Source organism: Mycetohabitans rhizoxinica HKI 454 (assembly GCF_000198775.1).
Lineage (GTDB): Bacteria > Pseudomonadota > Gammaproteobacteria > Burkholderiales > Burkholderiaceae > Mycetohabitans > Mycetohabitans rhizoxinica.
This window is the reverse complement of record NC_014718.1, coordinates 555,949-569,361: the sequence shown is the minus strand read 5'-3', so window position 1 is coordinate 569,361 and position 13,413 is coordinate 555,949. Positions and strand designations below refer to the sequence as shown.

Genomic DNA, 13,413 nt, shown 5'->3' with positions numbered 1-13,413 from the left:
GATAAGCCGCGGCAGTGCCGACATGCTCACAGCATCATCGGCATCATGCGGTTCTCCGTTCTCTTCGTCATCGTCACGGCCGCTGTGTTTCCGACATAGGCTCGCCGCAGGTCTTGTATCTATAGTGTTCCTCCCCTCGCTAGTCCTTGCCGTCGCCCACCTTTTGTTCTTCCAAGCAGATACATTGCCCCTGTTACCGCGAGCATGATTGCAGTGCGTCGATAAATCGCGCGTTGTCGCGGGGAAACTGCCAGTCGCTTCGCTCAAGCCCACTCATGATGAGCCGCAGCGCGATCGTCCAGTGGATAGCGGGGCGTGGCATGCTCAGCCTTGCCCCACTGGAGGGACCGCCCAAAACCGGTCTACTTTAACTTTGGCCGAGACAGACGATGGGGGGATAGTTGCCACCAGACGTTCTGGCCAACCTTATTACGGGCGCGGCGCAGACGGCAGCGAAGTAGACTTGTTGGGCAGCATGCGCTCGCGCACCGTATTCACCAATTTACCCGCCTGTTCAACAGCCCAGCGAGCGTCCTCCTCGGTGACGGTCTCGCCAGTGTAGTCGGCGAGTCGTCGCAGCCGTTCGACTTTGTTGAGCGCGCTGCCTAGTTCCGACTCGACCATGCCAGCTTTCACTCAATTTAGGCCGAAAGAAGCGATAAGGCTACGGTGCTTCTTCGGTGATGCGTCTGGCACTGTCACGCCCGTCACGAGCAACGCCGCGTGTGCAGCATCAAACATCGCATAGTAGGCTCGATTGCATGCCCCTTCAAACCCGCCCGCATTCAACAGTACATGCGCCTCTTCGAGTGCGTGCCCCGCTTGGCGATGTAGTCTTTGGCCGTCATGCTCATAGCGCAATGCCCTCGCGATGGATGTTTCTGATCAATGCCGGGTTACTAAACAGTTCGGGATGCTCCATCTCATCCTCCCAAAGCGGCAACGCTTCGACCAGCACGCCCGTCTCCAAAAGCACATCGAACGCAATACCGGCCATGTCCAACGCGATCGAAGTGAGTTTTAAGCAAACCATTGGTCATGATCCTCCGTTTTGCCATCCAGTCGGCTCGGCGCATGGTCATGGCGCGCTTCTCGTTTACCTTGGGAAGTGTCTCGCTGAAGGTCTTAACGCAAGCTCGGCACTGCATGCGCCGTGTGTTGATGTACATACCGACGCGCTTGCCATGCATCGGCAGGTCCTTGACAAGCGGCTCGCGGCGTCCGAAGCCAACAAGCCGGTCCGAGTTGCAGTTTGGGCAGTGTGTAGGCGGCTGCCTCACCTCGACGCAAAGGTGGTCGTCGTGCTCGACCGCCAGAACGGCGTAGTCGGGCAGGTTCAGAATGTTCGCGGGCATTCTCTTCTTCGAGATGGGACGGTGTCGGGTCATCAAGACTTCGAGCCAGCCATTGGGTGATTGTGGCGCAGATAACGCAAACCTCTTCGCTATGTTGAGCGCTACTACGCTCATTGTCAGATAGTACGCTTTGCTTCGTTCAGCACGCAATGCGTTCGCTGTCGAGCGCAACGCGTTTCACATGCCATTCAAAGTATATGTCTGTCAATGGCACGGATTACTTGAAATGGATAGGTGGGCAAGTGATTGGGCTCGGCTTACCAGCCGCACTCAATCTTTTGTCGCGGACAATGTCACGCAAACCAGTGTGCGCTCGCTCGTGCGAGATAATCGGTGTGCGGATGGCTCAGCGCCGTGGTGACCCATGTCGACGGCGTTCGTGGACCAAGATAAACAAATGGCTAACCGGCTTAATCTCAGCCCGCTCGAACGCTCAAAGATTGAGAAACAATATGGTGGTGCTACCACCTTGGCGTTTATCTCAAATAAGCAGAATGAACTCGCTCAAATACTGAGCCGGGCTGACATCCTAAAAATCGCAAGCTATGACTGCGCAGCCCACGCGTTGCAAGCGGTGCTCGACTGTGGGCCGATGCTTGGCAAGCGCGGCTTCAGCCAGTCCGATATCGTGAAAATCGCGGGCAATATCGGTGGAGCACAGGCACTACAGGCGGTGCTTGACCTTGAGTCGATGCTTGGCAAACGAGGCTTCAGCCGGGACGATATCGCTAAGATGGCGGGCAATATCGGTGGGGCACAAACACTACAAGCGGTGCTTGACCTTGAGTCGGCGTTTCGCGAGCGCGGTTTCAGCCAAGCCGACATCGTGAAAATCGCGGGCAATAACGGTGGAGCGCAGGCGCTGTATTCGGTGCTTGACGTTGAGCCGACGCTTGGTAAGCGCGGCTTCAGTCGAGCGGATATTGTCAAGATTGCAGGCAATACCGGTGGGGCGCAGGCACTGCATACGGTGCTTGACCTCGAGCCGGCGCTTGGCAAACGCGGTTTTAGCCGGATCGATATCGTTAAAATTGCGGCCAATAATGGTGGGGCGCAAGCGCTGCATGCAGTGCTTGACCTTGGGCCGACGCTTCGTGAGTGCGGCTTTAGCCAAGCCACCATCGCAAAAATCGCGGGCAATATCGGCGGGGCACAGGCGCTGCAGATGGTGCTTGACCTTGGGCCGGCGCTTGGCAAGCGCGGTTTCAGCCAAGCCACCATCGCGAAAATCGCGGGCAATATCGGCGGAGCGCAGGCGCTACAGACGGTGCTTGATCTTGAGCCGGCGCTTTGCGAGCGCGGCTTCAGCCAAGCCACCATCGCGAAAATGGCGGGCAATAATGGCGGGGCGCAGGCGCTGCAGACGGTGCTTGACCTTGAGCCGGCGCTTCGCAAGCGCGACTTCCGTCAGGCTGACATCATCAAGATTGCGGGCAACGATGGCGGGGCACAGGCGCTGCAGGCAGTGATTGAGCATGGGCCGACGCTGCGGCAACACGGCTTCAATCTGGCCGATATCGTGAAAATGGCGGGCAATATCGGCGGGGCTCAGGCACTGCAGGCGGTACTTGACCTTAAGCCGGTGCTTGACGAGCACGGTTTCAGCCAGCCCGATATTGTGAAAATGGCAGGTAATATCGGCGGGGCTCAGGCACTGCAGGCGGTGCTTAGTCTTGGGCCGGCGCTTCGCGAGCGCGGCTTCAGCCAGCCTGATATCGTGAAAATTGCAGGCAATACCGGTGGGGCGCAGGCACTGCAGGCGGTGCTTGACCTTGAGCTGACGCTTGTCGAACACGGCTTCAGTCAGCCTGATATCGTGAGAATAACGGGCAATAGAGGTGGGGCGCAGGCACTGCAGGCGGTGCTTGCCCTTGAACTGACGCTTCGCGAGCGCGGCTTCAGTCAGCCTGACATTGTCAAGATTGCAGGCAATAGTGGTGGAGCGCAGGCACTGCAGGCGGTGCTTGACCTTGAACTGACGTTTCGTGAGCGCGGCTTCAGTCAGGCTGACATCGTCAAGATCGCAGGCAACGATGGTGGAACCCAGGCGCTGCATGCAGTGCTTGACCTTGAGCGGATGCTTGGCGAGCGCGGTTTCAGTCGAGCGGATATCGTGAACGTCGCGGGCAATAACGGTGGCGCGCAAGCGCTGAAGGCAGTACTCGAACATGAGGCGACACTGAACGAGCGCGGTTTCAGTCGAGCGGATATCGTTAAAATTGCGGGCAATGGCGGTGGGGCGCAAGCACTGAAGGCAGTACTCGAGCATGAGGCGACACTGGACGAGCGCGGCTTCAGTCGAGCGGATATCGTCAGAATCGCGGGCAATGGCGGCGGCGCCCAGGCGCTGAAAGCGGTGCTCGAGCATGGGCCGACACTGAACGAGCGCGGCTTCAATCTGACCGATATCGTCGAAATGGCGGCCAATAGTGGTGGGGCTCAGGCGCTGAAGGCGGTGCTTGAGCATGGGCCGACACTGCGGCAGCGCGGCTTGAGTCTAATCGATATCGTGGAGATTGCGAGCAATGGCGGCGCCCAGGCGTTGAAAGCGGTGCTCAAATATGGGCCGGTGCTCATGCAGGCAGGACGCTCCAACGAGGAGATCGTACATGTGGCCGCGCGCCGAGGAGGAGCCGGTCGAATACGAAAGATGGTGGCACCCTTGCTGGAGCGGCAATAGAGTGGGCGGTTACCAGCATTAAAGGGCCGCGACAAAACGCAGGGCGTGTTGGTGGTGCCACGGTGGGCTGTACGGTTGCCCGTTGCCGTGCGCATGAGCAAAGCCTGCCAGAATTTTCGTGTGCCGAGGTCATGAGACGATAATAGAAATCACGTACTATGACCAACACAACAGTGAACAAAAAGAGCAAGAATCCCAAGGCGCCAAAGCTGTTTCCCGATGAGCTGATAGACCAACTGCTGGCGCAGGTACAAAGCAAGGATGCCGAGTCGATTCTGGACGAATCGGGCTTGGCCGGGCAGCTGAAGAAGCAACTGGCCCAGCGCATGCTTGCAGCCGAACTGACGCACCACCTGGAGACGGAAGCAGCGCAAGGCAAGAGCGGCAGTCACCGCAACGGCACCAGCCCCAAGACGGTGATCACGCCCAATGGCGAGCTAAAGCTTGATATTTCGCGCAAAGTGAATGGGGCCGTAAATTTTCTACCCTTGCAACCATGTGGCAACGCCAATGGGAACAGGTGATTCCCTTCTTTGCCTATCCGCCCCAGGTGCGTCGAATCATTTACGCTACCAACGCCATCGAGAGCATGCACATGCAGCTGCGCAAGATCGTGAAGAACCGCGGCCACTTCCCGAGCGACAGAAGCGAACTGTTACTGCGTAACAAAACGGGCAGTCGATTAACACGTGCAAATCGACGCGTGAGGCGACGGCGCGCACGATCTTCTGCGTGCCGTGGCCGGGTTTGCCGCCGTTTCGACCGACACGAGTCCCGCCGCGAACAACGTATCGATGTCGCGTTTCACAGCGCTGCGATCGCGATGCAGGCGTGCTGTTACGCGCAAAGTAAAAATGGTTCTTCCACACTTTGTGTGAAATTTGTGCCTCGGTCCAGTATCGATTCAACACGCGAGTACGAAGCAGCTGAAAGCCGGCGCGGCTATCCATCTGTCGCTTGAGAAACTTGAGCCGATTGACATGGCCCTCGACGATGCCGTTACTGTAGGGGATCAGCAGTGCTGCGTGTACTGCATTATAGTCGTGGCCGAGACTTACCTTAATCGCCGCATTTCAGGTATGCCGCTGGCCCACAGGTTCACACGAAGCATGGAAGAGCCACTTCTAAGTTGCGGTTGACATCCGGCGGTCCATGACGAATCCTAGGGTGGTGGTTCACCACTTGAAGGTAGACGGTGAACTGGCATCAACCTGCCTAGCTCGAAGGATCCCCCGAGTAAACGAAGCATGCTAGTTCAGCCGCAGGTTAACGTGGCACACTTCTGAACCAAGGCACACTGTCCTGGATTCGCGCCCGGGCCGGCTCGGAGAACTGGTTGGCTTCCATAAAGCGGGTGATTTCACCCTTCGCTATATTCCATTGGCGATCGTCTAAGTTACCTATCGCACCCTGCGCTCGAAGCCTGCTAAGCACATCGCATAAAGCGACTTCGCCCGCGCCATTCAGTAGACTCAAGCCCTGCTGCCAGACCCACTGTACCAGTGCATCGTCTAGTCTGTAAGTATACATGAGTAGGCCGAGTGCGACCTGCGCACGCTGCGCTGGCAGTACGCGCAGTAATGCCGGCACCAGTAACTGGAATTCGTGTGCATGATGCTCGCTCGGTAACCTCGTCAACCCCTCTGGAAGATCGCGTAGCGCAATGCCCAACTGCTCGTCAGGCAGCGACAGCGCCACATCACGCAACTGCGTGTACTGTGCGAGCCGCTCCGCGTGCGGCAAAACCCATATGGCACTGGCTAACCTGCCAACCGGTGCGCCTTGATGAGAAGGCGGCAGCTCCAACGCGTGTTCGCGTAACACCGCATACAGCCCAGGGAGGCGGTCGTCGCTTCCACCAAAGTGAATCATTCGCCTACACAATACCGGGATCAGCTCCGCTTGCTCGGACACCCTTAAGGACGCAAGCCGAGCCACGAGCGCTTGATAACGCTCGACAAACTCAGCTGAGCCAAACAACAACGACTCCAAACTGTCAGCGAGTTCCGTCCAGACATTCTCCTCCTCGGGCGCACGCCGCTGCGCCATCGCGTAAGCGAAGTCGAATAATTCATCACTATGGCTCCAATGAAAATCGCGCAATGAGTGCAACAACAGCGCTTTTTGTATCTGCACGCCATCCTTCGGAATGCGCTGCGCCGCCGCGTACATGCGCTTGAAGGCTTCGCCTTGCTCGCGATACGGCAACGCTTCCAAACGCTGGCGCAACGCCTCAAGCGGCTCGACATGCTGCGCCGGATCGGCGAGCGTGCCGTCCATCTCCTTAAGCAGCTGGTTGACTGATGCGAGACTCACGACTTGGTTGGCTCGTTGCCAGTAGCGGTAGACTACGCGCCGACTGTGCATCGCATGATACGTACGACGATCGACTGCTGAAAAATTTCCCACGTCTTGGACGGGTACGTAGTCACCGATCTGCTGAATCAGTTCGGGTGGCAGGTCATGATATGTCGTGGGCCGGCTGGCCGATGGGCTCATCAGCTCACCGCTTGCTGGTTTCAATGTCGGCGGAGGGGCCGACGCAGCAGCTTGCGGGCACGACTCCAACGCACGCATGTAGGCTTGGTAGTCGTTCAAAGCGGCATGCAGATCAAAGTCCATCGGTAAGCTCGGCAGTCGATAAAAAAACGGCGCAATACGAAGTGAGGCCGCACAGCAGGCTAGCTGAAAACGTGAAGCTAAGCACAGCGATGGACTGTGACCGCCACGTTCTTGGCGGATAGTGCTATGCTCATATGCGGCAGCTGTTACATCGTCTGTTGGCAACGCACACTGCTGAAGAAGCTCGTGTGAAGCTGGCAATGGTAAGCAGTACGCAGTCGAAACAACGTGCGGATCGAATAAGTGGTGGTGCAGGTTTAGTTACATTCCACCATCCCGAGGCTCACCGTACACACGTTGTCAGCAGCACGTTGAAAATGGCTCTTCCACACTTTGTGTGAACCTGCAGGTAGCAATGACGATCAAGCCGGTATCGCATTACTCAGATAATCGGCATGAGTTTTTTCTTCAACGCCTGTTGCCCGCTGCCGACATGCGCATTCTCGGATGAGAGATGATCGGCAATCGGCTCATCGTTGCACTGAAACATCAAGGGCTCGTTGCGCACTGCACGGCGTGTGGAGCGACAAGCTCCCGGATACACGGATGGTACCGACGACGCGTTGAGGACCTACCGTGTAGCGGCCACCGCGTCACACTGGAAATCCATGTGCAGCACTTTCGCTGCGATAACATAATGTGTCGCCGGCGAACATTTGCCCCATGCCTTGCGCCATTCGGCGCGCGTCAGCAGCGTCGTACAGCCCGAGCACAGACGGTGCTGTGGCATGTGGGTTTGGCGCTCAGTGACGCCGCGGGTGCGCGCCTGGCGCAGCGGCTGGGCATTTCGATCAGCGGCGAAACAATGCTTCGTTTGCTTAAACGCAACGGCCAGAAGTACGTCGCGACGACATTCCTTATATGGTCGCCTTCCATTTGCAAGGCGATTGTGCGCGGCAGGAGGGTGGTTGCGGACTTATATCCGGACTCGATCGCGGGCGTGCCCGCCGGCCCCAATGGATTGCGCCGCAAAGGTCCTAATCTAATTGGCGGACTGGAGGTCCGAGAAATGTCTCAGGCTCGCCTTCGCGCGGTCCAACCTGTCTTGCCATCGTTCAATACACCTGTGCAACCATGGATGGGTTAGGCCTTAAAGCGTGATCATTGTGCTGGTGCTGCCTGATACGTTCGCCCGTACGCCAGCAGCGCCCAGATCGTTCGCGCCATCTTGTTGGCCAGCGCGACAGCGACGACGTTCGTCGGCCGTCGAGTTAATAGAGCACGTAATCGCTCTGGTAAGTGTTTCGAACTCGAGATGACTGATCGTGCACCGTGAATCAGTAAGGTACGTAAATAGACGTCACCGCGTTTGCTGATGCCGCTCAGCCGGACTTTGCCACCCGAGCTGTTCTGTCGCGGCACGAGGCCAAGGTAGGCCGCAAATTCCCGACCGGAGCGGAAAGTTTTCGCTTGACCGATAACCGACACCGCTGCAGTTGCCGTCAACAGGCCAACACCCGGAATTTCCGAGATACAACGGCATGCTGGGTCACCGCGTCGCCATTCGAGGATGCGCTGCTCGATGCGTTGAATTTGCTCGTCGAGTAGAGGAAGTCGAGACAATTGATCCCGAAGACTATCGATCAGCATTGCCGGAAACTGATCGGCCAGCGTCGCGATCGCCGCTTGAGCGGCCTGGATCGATGGGCGTCGCCCTTGTGGCAAAACGACGCCGAATTCATAGAGTAATCCACGCAATTGATTGACTTGCATGACGCGGATCCGGACCAGTTGCTGGCGCATTCGATGTAGCGCCAACATCGCCTGTTGGTGCGCCGATTTGACGGCAACAAAGCGCATGCCTGGGCGCTGAGAAGCCTCCCAGATGGCGGCCGCGTCTGCCGCGTCGTTCTTATTCGACTTGACGAACGGGCACACGAACTGGGCAGCAATGAGCCTGACTTCGTGCCCAAGCCTGGTCAGTTGCCGAGCCCAGTGGTGGGCGCTACCGCACGCCTCCATGACGATCCGGGCCGCTGGCCGGTTGGCGAAGAACGGTAACATCTGGACACGCTTGAGCGCCTTGCTGTGAATCGTGCCGTCCGTATCGACAAAGTGGATCTGAAAAACGCGCTTAGCCAGGTCGATGGCGATCGTCGTGGGCTCCATTGAATCTCTCCTTCACGAAAGAACGGAAAAGACACTGTCGCATATTTGCACCGAAACCAAGCACCCAGGTCAGTCGCTGGAACAGCTGCTGAGGCGGGAGGCGACCATTCCATCTGAGTTGCTGTTGACAACGGCACGCGATGACGATTCTCAACGTGATATTCGCCTGGTTTGTGGACGCCGGCTACCTGGCCGGTAACCCGCTGTCGCTCACGCGTCGCCGCGGCGTCGCGACGAGACCGGCCGTGGCGCGCTATTTGACCTACGAGTGGTGGAGCGTGGTCAAAACAACAATTGAAACGTTGCTCGTCGGCACCGAGCGCGAGCGGCTGCACACTGCGCGCTGCCGATGGCTGTTCACCGTGTTGTACCTGGCTGGCCTGTACGCGGCGGAGATCGCCAGCACGCCGATAGGGGGTGTCTTCTGCCGGCGCGATGCCGCCGGCGTCGAACGCTGGTGAACGAGGTGCATGGCAAGGGGCAACCGGATGCGCCTGGTGCCAGCCACCGACGAGCCGATCGCCGAACTTGCCCGTTACCGGCGCGCGCACGGCCTGGCGCCATCTCCATATCAAGGTGAGAACCGCACGCTGCTGCTGCCGCTCATCGGCCATGAGAAACCGCTCGCGCGCAGCTCGATCCACCTGATCGTCAAGGAAATCTTCGCATTGGCCGCGGCACGACTGCGCTCGCGTGGCCTCGAGTGGCATGTTTAGGCCGATCAGCTTGCCCGCGCATCGGCGCACTGGGTCCGGCATACAGCCGGCCCACACATGACCGATCAGCAGCTCGAACTGCGTTTCGTATGTGACAACCTTGGGCATGCCTCGCTCGCGACCACAAGCGTCTATCTGCATGCCGAAGACGATGTGCGGCACGAAGCCATGCAGACACGTCACCGGCTCAGTTGGGACTGACGTTTCGCCTCTCTTCAAGGAGCCTTATGTCACGTCGCCCGATCGCCCGATTTTCTGTCGGCATCGGAACGGGAGCGCCTCCTAGCTATCCCCGAGGAGCTCGGCAAGCTGATTTGCCACTATACGTTCAGTGAGGCCGACCTGCTCGTGATTCGTCAGCGGCATGGCGATGCGAATCGTCTTGGCTTCGCCGTGCAGCGTTGCTTACTTTGGTGTTTGGGCCAGGGAGGGTTGACGACGACCGACGTGCCGCCCGCATTGCTGCAATGGACGCCCCGCAACGGCGCATCAATCCGGCGTGCTGGTCCCAGTGTCTGAAGCGCGAGGAAACCCGTCGCGAACACCAACTCGAGTTGCGCGCTCATCTCGGCCTGTAATTGTTCGGCCTATCGCACTATCGGGCGACGGTGCATTCGCTCGTCGGCCTCGCGATGCAGACGAATAAGGGCATCGTCCTCGCGCAAGCGTTGGTCGAATACCCGCGCCGGCAGGTCATCCTGCTGCCTAGCGTGAACGTCATCGAGAGGATCTGCGCCAAAGTGATGACGGCGTACAACCCGCCAGATCTACAAAATATTGACGGAGGAGCCTCTTTGGGACGAGCATCGTCAAAGACTCGACCAGTCGCTGGGGCGCCTTCAGGATTCGAAATTTTCCGTACGATAGCTGCAATGCACAATCAATAAAATCAATCAATTAGACGATGCAGGCTCGATCCAAATCGCGCTCGAAAAACAATTTGTGCACTCAAGGCAAGTCCAACAAGGGTTTCCGGGCCACTGGCGTACGATATTTTGTGAATTCTGACGGTACCCCTCATACACCTATTGCTACGGTCTTGTGGGTGCTTGCACCCAGGCCGCTATCTGTTAAAATATGTACACATTGATTCACATTTTGCGCTCGGCGAGCGCGTAGGAGCATGGATATGGAAGCGATCACAGTCGGAATCCGTGAGTTTCGTGCTGACTTGGCGGAATACATCGCGGCGAATATGCCCGTTGCGGTGACGCGGCACGGCCAGACGGTAGGGTACTTCATTCCGGCACATGGCCAAGCCGAAGCGCATCTTGCCGCTATGAAAAAGGCAAGTGAAATCTTGGATGATCTGCTGACTGGCCGTGGCGTGGATGTCGAAGAGGTGGTGTCCGAGTTTAAGGCAGTTCGCCGGGCATCGACCGGCAAGGGCAAGACCGGTGCCAAATCCGCATGAGCAATAAGGCAATCGTACTCGATGCAAATATCTTGATTCGGGCAGTTCTTGGCACGCGCGTGCGCGAGTTGGTCATGGCGCATGTTCACGCAGTTCAGTTTTTTGCTCCCGACGTGGCGTACACAGACGCCAGAAAGTACCTGCCAGCATTACTGGAGAAAAGAGGCGTTGCGTCGGAGTCAGCGATAGCTGTGCTGGATAGCTTGGTTCCCTTGATCCAAATTGTTGACGCTGAAATCTATGGAGATGCCCAGGCCGCTGCGCTCCAGCGCATCGGGGCAAGGGATGCCGACGATTGGCCCGTCCTGGCATGTGCTATGGCAATCGGATGTCCGGTTTGGACGGAGGATGCGGATTTCTTCGGGACGGGGGTGGCGACTTGGACGACAGATCGAATCCAATTCTATTTAAATTAGATCCTATGTAGCGTGAGAACAGCCAAAGGGAGGCGCGCCCGACTTACGATATCGGATCACCAGCCGCTCAATCTGACGCGCGCTCAGGCCCAGCCGTTCGGCCGCATGACCCGGTTTCAGACCCATGTCCGCCATGGCCTGAATCAGCTTCAGATACTATTGTTGGAGTCTCAAGCATGACCAAGCAACTATTCAGTCGTGCCGGCGTTCGCTACGAGGTGGCGCTGGACGTGTTGGGCGCCATTATTGCCCACCATTCTGAGACCATTGCGGCCGAGCGCGACAGGCCGGTGCCCGACGAGCCGGCTATTGAGCGCGCCTTGCAGGAGGTGGATGCGTTAGACGCACTGCGCGACGAACTTGACCCAAAGGAGCCTGAGGCTATCGAGCGCGTTATCCAGCAGTACGCTCCGCAGGCCCGCGGACTGTACGGCTACTGAGTTGGCCGCTGAAGCGATCCACGAGCTACGCAGCAGCGGCGGCGCCGTGCTCATCGATGCGGACCGGATGCGGGAGCGAAATCTCTGCCATAAGCGGCTTTCTCGCGAAGATCCGCAGCACGCAGCCGATCGCACGCACAAGGAAGCAGGAGAGTGGGTAACCCGGCTGACCATCGTGGCCGCTGAGAATCGGCGCAACCTAGTGATTGACGACACCATGCGTAGCCCGGAGAGCATCTGTGACCTAACGCGCCGACTTAAGGATGCAGGCTACAAGATCGAGGCTCGTGTCATGGCCGTCAATGCCAAAACCTCGTTTGCGCGAGCCCGGTTGCGCTTTGAGGAACAAGTGGCTGAGCGCGGCACCGGGCGCTTTGTGAACGAGGAGCAGCACGATAACGCCTACACTGGTATCGTTGAATCGGTGCGTGCGCTGGAGCACGAGAAGCTAGTGGATGCCGTGCGCGTCTATGACGCCAACCAGCAGCCCATCTACGAAAATTTGCAAGAACGCGGCAACTGGCAGAAAGCGCCCGAGGCTGTTCAGGTGCTGGAGCAGGAGCGTGCGAGAGACTGGACCTACGATGAGCGCTGCGATTACGTATCGGTGCTGGAGCAAATCAACGCCTTGGCCAGTCAACGCGGGAGCTACCGCGACAACGTGGCCGATACCCTACGCATGGTCGCGGACGGGAAGGCCATGGACGGCAATGAAAATCCACCAAGTCACACTTATGCGCAAGTAAGCCGGTCCGAGCAGGATCGCACGTTGCGCCCCGTGTCGGCCGACCACGACGAGTTGGCCGCCAAGCTCGAGGCCTTAGCCAAGCATCCTGAACTAGACGGCGCCTACAAGCAGCTCCACGATATCAAGCAGGGCCGAGTCACGCAGATATCGCAAAACGACCGCGAAACGCCCTACCTCAGCGTCAGCGCACAATTGTCCGAGCAGCTTCATCGCGAACAGGTGCCCAAAGGCAATGTGGCCCTGGACGAGTCGCGCCGCGTGATTGAAATGGCTGCAGGACAACGGGGCCTTATGGTTCGAGATGCTGGCCAAAGGAAGTGCTGGCCAAAGGAAGCAAGACTTTAAAGACAAGGTGGTCGCCACATCCTCGCATCACGCCCTAGTGCAGGTATCCGACATGGTGGCCATTTGCTACGAGAAGGCCCATCTCGACCGTGAAGTGCGCGTCGGCGAAAAGGTGGTCATTCAGCACGGAGATAAAAAAGCCAAGTCTATGAATAGGGTCAAGAGCCGGCGCGTGAACACGCGCGTGACATGGTCCGATAAGCAGACGTCAATATAAAAGAGCCGGCCCGCTCGGTTCTTGAGGATCCCGAGAATTTTATAGATATCGACCACTTACGAAAAAACCTGTTCCGCAATCGAGTTTGGGTCGTAGCCCGCAAACCCGTATTTCGCCTCAAGCTTTTTCAGCTTTGCGAAACAAAATCTGGGTCGTCAGCCGGGCTTCCCAATCAGCACTTTCACGGAGATATGCACCCGTGTTGCAAGGTACGCCATGCAGCTTGCCTTGAGTGGCGCGCCAGCGCCTGGCCTGCAGGGTACTGAAGTTGTCGGGTCGTTAATCATCTAAGAGGGAGGGAAAATATTAGTATTACTAAACAAAAATTGTATCTCCCCGCATAGAAAAAAT

16 protein-coding genes and 2 pseudogenes are annotated in these 13,413 nt (G+C 57.9%); 12 read left to right on the top strand and 6 right to left on the bottom strand.

Annotation, left to right across the window (positions count from 1 at the left end):
- Positions 1 to 429: 429 nt before the first annotated feature.
- The 4 genes from RBRH_RS20655 to RBRH_RS18045 form a co-directional block, all read right to left on the bottom strand.
- Positions 430 to 624, bottom strand: coding sequence for a hypothetical protein (locus RBRH_RS20655; protein WP_041754861.1), 195 nt, complete (start codon positions 622 to 624; stop codon positions 430 to 432).
- Positions 625 to 636: 12 nt separating this feature from the next.
- A complete protein-coding gene (locus RBRH_RS20650) occupies positions 637 to 789 on the bottom strand; it encodes a hypothetical protein (RefSeq protein ID WP_232509411.1) in 153 nt (50 codons plus the stop codon).
- 61 nt (positions 790 to 850) lie between these two features.
- Complete coding sequence (locus RBRH_RS21490; RefSeq protein WP_370645097.1) at positions 851 to 988, bottom strand: nucleotidyltransferase; 138 nt, start codon at positions 986 to 988, stop codon at positions 851 to 853.
- Positions 924 to 1,355 (bottom strand): transposase family protein, encoded by a 432-nt coding sequence (locus tag RBRH_RS18045; protein WP_232509410.1) that lies wholly within the window; start codon positions 1,353 to 1,355, stop codon positions 924 to 926. The genes RBRH_RS21490 and RBRH_RS18045 overlap by 65 nt, the downstream gene beginning before the upstream one ends.
- A gap of 364 nt (positions 1,356 to 1,719) precedes the next feature.
- Between RBRH_RS18045 and RBRH_RS14295 the strand changes: the two genes are divergently transcribed.
- The 3 genes and pseudogenes from RBRH_RS14295 to RBRH_RS20645 all read left to right on the top strand — a co-directional run.
- Positions 1,720 to 4,035 carry a TAL effector repeat-containing protein gene (locus RBRH_RS14295; protein WP_013428821.1) on the top strand — a complete coding sequence of 772 codons (2,316 nt, stop codon included), beginning with the start codon at positions 1,720 to 1,722 and terminating at the stop codon, positions 4,033 to 4,035.
- A 158-nt stretch (positions 4,036 to 4,193) separates the two neighbouring features.
- On the top strand, positions 4,194 to 4,559 hold the full coding sequence (locus RBRH_RS18040; RefSeq protein WP_013428820.1) for a transposase: 366 nt from the start codon (positions 4,194 to 4,196) through the stop codon (positions 4,557 to 4,559).
- Positions 4,502 to 4,708, top strand: a pseudogene (locus RBRH_RS20645) (transposase); the annotation flags it as partial. The gene RBRH_RS18040 and the pseudogene RBRH_RS20645, both read left to right, overlap by 58 nt.
- Positions 4,709 to 5,301: 593 nt before the next feature.
- On the opposite strand, the gene RBRH_RS19795 reads toward RBRH_RS20645, so the two are convergent.
- The gene (locus tag RBRH_RS19795) at positions 5,302 to 6,657 is read right to left on the bottom strand and encodes a hypothetical protein (protein ID WP_041754855.1); all 1,356 of its coding nucleotides are present in this window, start codon (positions 6,655 to 6,657) and stop codon (positions 5,302 to 5,304) included.
- A 454-nt stretch (positions 6,658 to 7,111) separates the two neighbouring features.
- Here RBRH_RS19795 and RBRH_RS18030 point away from each other — a divergent pair, with 454 nt between their 5' ends.
- Positions 7,112 to 7,744, top strand: coding sequence for a transposase family protein (locus RBRH_RS18030; protein WP_013428816.1), 633 nt, complete (start codon positions 7,112 to 7,114; stop codon positions 7,742 to 7,744).
- A gap of 14 nt (positions 7,745 to 7,758) precedes the next feature.
- Here the strand turns inward: RBRH_RS18030 and RBRH_RS14270 are convergent, their stop codons facing one another.
- Positions 7,759 to 8,766, bottom strand: coding sequence for an IS110 family RNA-guided transposase (locus RBRH_RS14270; protein ID WP_013428815.1), 1,008 nt, complete (start codon positions 8,764 to 8,766; stop codon positions 7,759 to 7,761).
- A 131-nt stretch (positions 8,767 to 8,897) separates the two neighbouring features.
- Between RBRH_RS14270 and RBRH_RS14265 the strand changes: the two are divergent.
- The 8 genes and pseudogenes from RBRH_RS14265 to RBRH_RS21595 form a co-directional block, all read left to right on the top strand.
- Positions 8,898 to 9,683 (top strand): annotated as a pseudogene (locus RBRH_RS14265) (tyrosine-type recombinase/integrase); the annotation flags it as partial.
- Between the two features lie 54 nt (positions 9,684 to 9,737).
- Entirely contained in the window at positions 9,738 to 10,001 is a 264-nt protein-coding gene (locus tag RBRH_RS21025; RefSeq protein ID WP_269764298.1) for a DUF4158 domain-containing protein, read from the top strand.
- Positions 10,002 to 10,114: 113 nt separating this feature from the next.
- Positions 10,115 to 10,369, top strand: a complete 255-nt coding sequence (locus tag RBRH_RS21020) for a DUF4158 domain-containing protein (protein ID WP_255743526.1) — start codon at positions 10,115 to 10,117, stop codon at positions 10,367 to 10,369.
- 242 nt (positions 10,370 to 10,611) lie between these two features.
- Entirely contained in the window at positions 10,612 to 10,896 is a 285-nt protein-coding gene (locus RBRH_RS14250; RefSeq protein WP_041755040.1) for a prevent-host-death protein, read from the top strand.
- Positions 10,893 to 11,312 (top strand): PIN domain-containing protein, encoded by a 420-nt coding sequence (locus RBRH_RS14245; RefSeq protein ID WP_013428808.1) that lies wholly within the window; start codon positions 10,893 to 10,895, stop codon positions 11,310 to 11,312. Before RBRH_RS14250 ends, RBRH_RS14245 begins: the two co-directional genes overlap by 4 nt.
- Before the next feature lie 176 nt (positions 11,313 to 11,488).
- Positions 11,489 to 11,752 carry a hypothetical protein gene (locus tag RBRH_RS19390; RefSeq protein ID WP_013428807.1) on the top strand — a complete coding sequence of 88 codons (264 nt, stop codon included), beginning with the start codon at positions 11,489 to 11,491 and terminating at the stop codon, positions 11,750 to 11,752.
- A gap of 1 nt (position 11,753) precedes the next feature.
- Complete coding sequence (locus tag RBRH_RS16495; protein WP_049786548.1) at positions 11,754 to 12,845, top strand: zeta toxin family protein; 1,092 nt, start codon at positions 11,754 to 11,756, stop codon at positions 12,843 to 12,845.
- Positions 12,802 to 13,062: a KfrB domain-containing protein gene (locus RBRH_RS21595; RefSeq protein ID WP_463140225.1), complete on the top strand. Its 261-nt coding sequence runs from the start codon at positions 12,802 to 12,804 to the stop codon at positions 13,060 to 13,062. The genes RBRH_RS16495 and RBRH_RS21595 overlap by 44 nt, the downstream gene beginning before the upstream one ends.
- Positions 13,063 to 13,413: the final 351 nt, after the last annotated feature.

Bases quoted from the DNA above. Each gene is read 5' to 3' on its own strand.
- RBRH_RS14250 (WP_041755040.1), top strand. From the start codon at position 10,612: ATGGAAGCGATCACAGTCGGAATCCGTGAGTTTCGTGCTGACTTGGCG.
- RBRH_RS19795 (WP_041754855.1), bottom strand. From the start codon at position 6,657: ATGGACTTTGATCTGCATGCCGCTTTGAACGACTACCAAGCCTACATG.
- RBRH_RS19390 (WP_013428807.1), top strand. From the start codon at position 11,489: ATGACCAAGCAACTATTCAGTCGTGCCGGCGTTCGCTACGAGGTGGCG.
- RBRH_RS18040 (WP_013428820.1), top strand. From the start codon at position 4,194: ATGACCAACACAACAGTGAACAAAAAGAGCAAGAATCCCAAGGCGCCA.
- RBRH_RS14295 (WP_013428821.1), top strand. From the start codon at position 1,720: ATGTCGACGGCGTTCGTGGACCAAGATAAACAAATGGCTAACCGGCTT.
- RBRH_RS14270 (WP_013428815.1), bottom strand. From the start codon at position 8,766: ATGGAGCCCACGACGATCGCCATCGACCTGGCTAAGCGCGTTTTTCAG.
- RBRH_RS18030 (WP_013428816.1), top strand. From the start codon at position 7,112: ATGATCGGCAATCGGCTCATCGTTGCACTGAAACATCAAGGGCTCGTT.
- RBRH_RS14245 (WP_013428808.1), top strand. From the start codon at position 10,893: ATGAGCAATAAGGCAATCGTACTCGATGCAAATATCTTGATTCGGGCA.
- RBRH_RS20655 (WP_041754861.1), bottom strand. From the start codon at position 624: ATGGTCGAGTCGGAACTAGGCAGCGCGCTCAACAAAGTCGAACGGCTG.
- RBRH_RS21595 (WP_463140225.1), top strand. From the start codon at position 12,802: ATGCTGGCCAAAGGAAGTGCTGGCCAAAGGAAGCAAGACTTTAAAGAC.
- RBRH_RS21020 (WP_255743526.1), top strand. From the start codon at position 10,115: ATGCAGACGAATAAGGGCATCGTCCTCGCGCAAGCGTTGGTCGAATAC.
- RBRH_RS18045 (WP_232509410.1), bottom strand. From the start codon at position 1,355: ATGCCCGCGAACATTCTGAACCTGCCCGACTACGCCGTTCTGGCGGTC.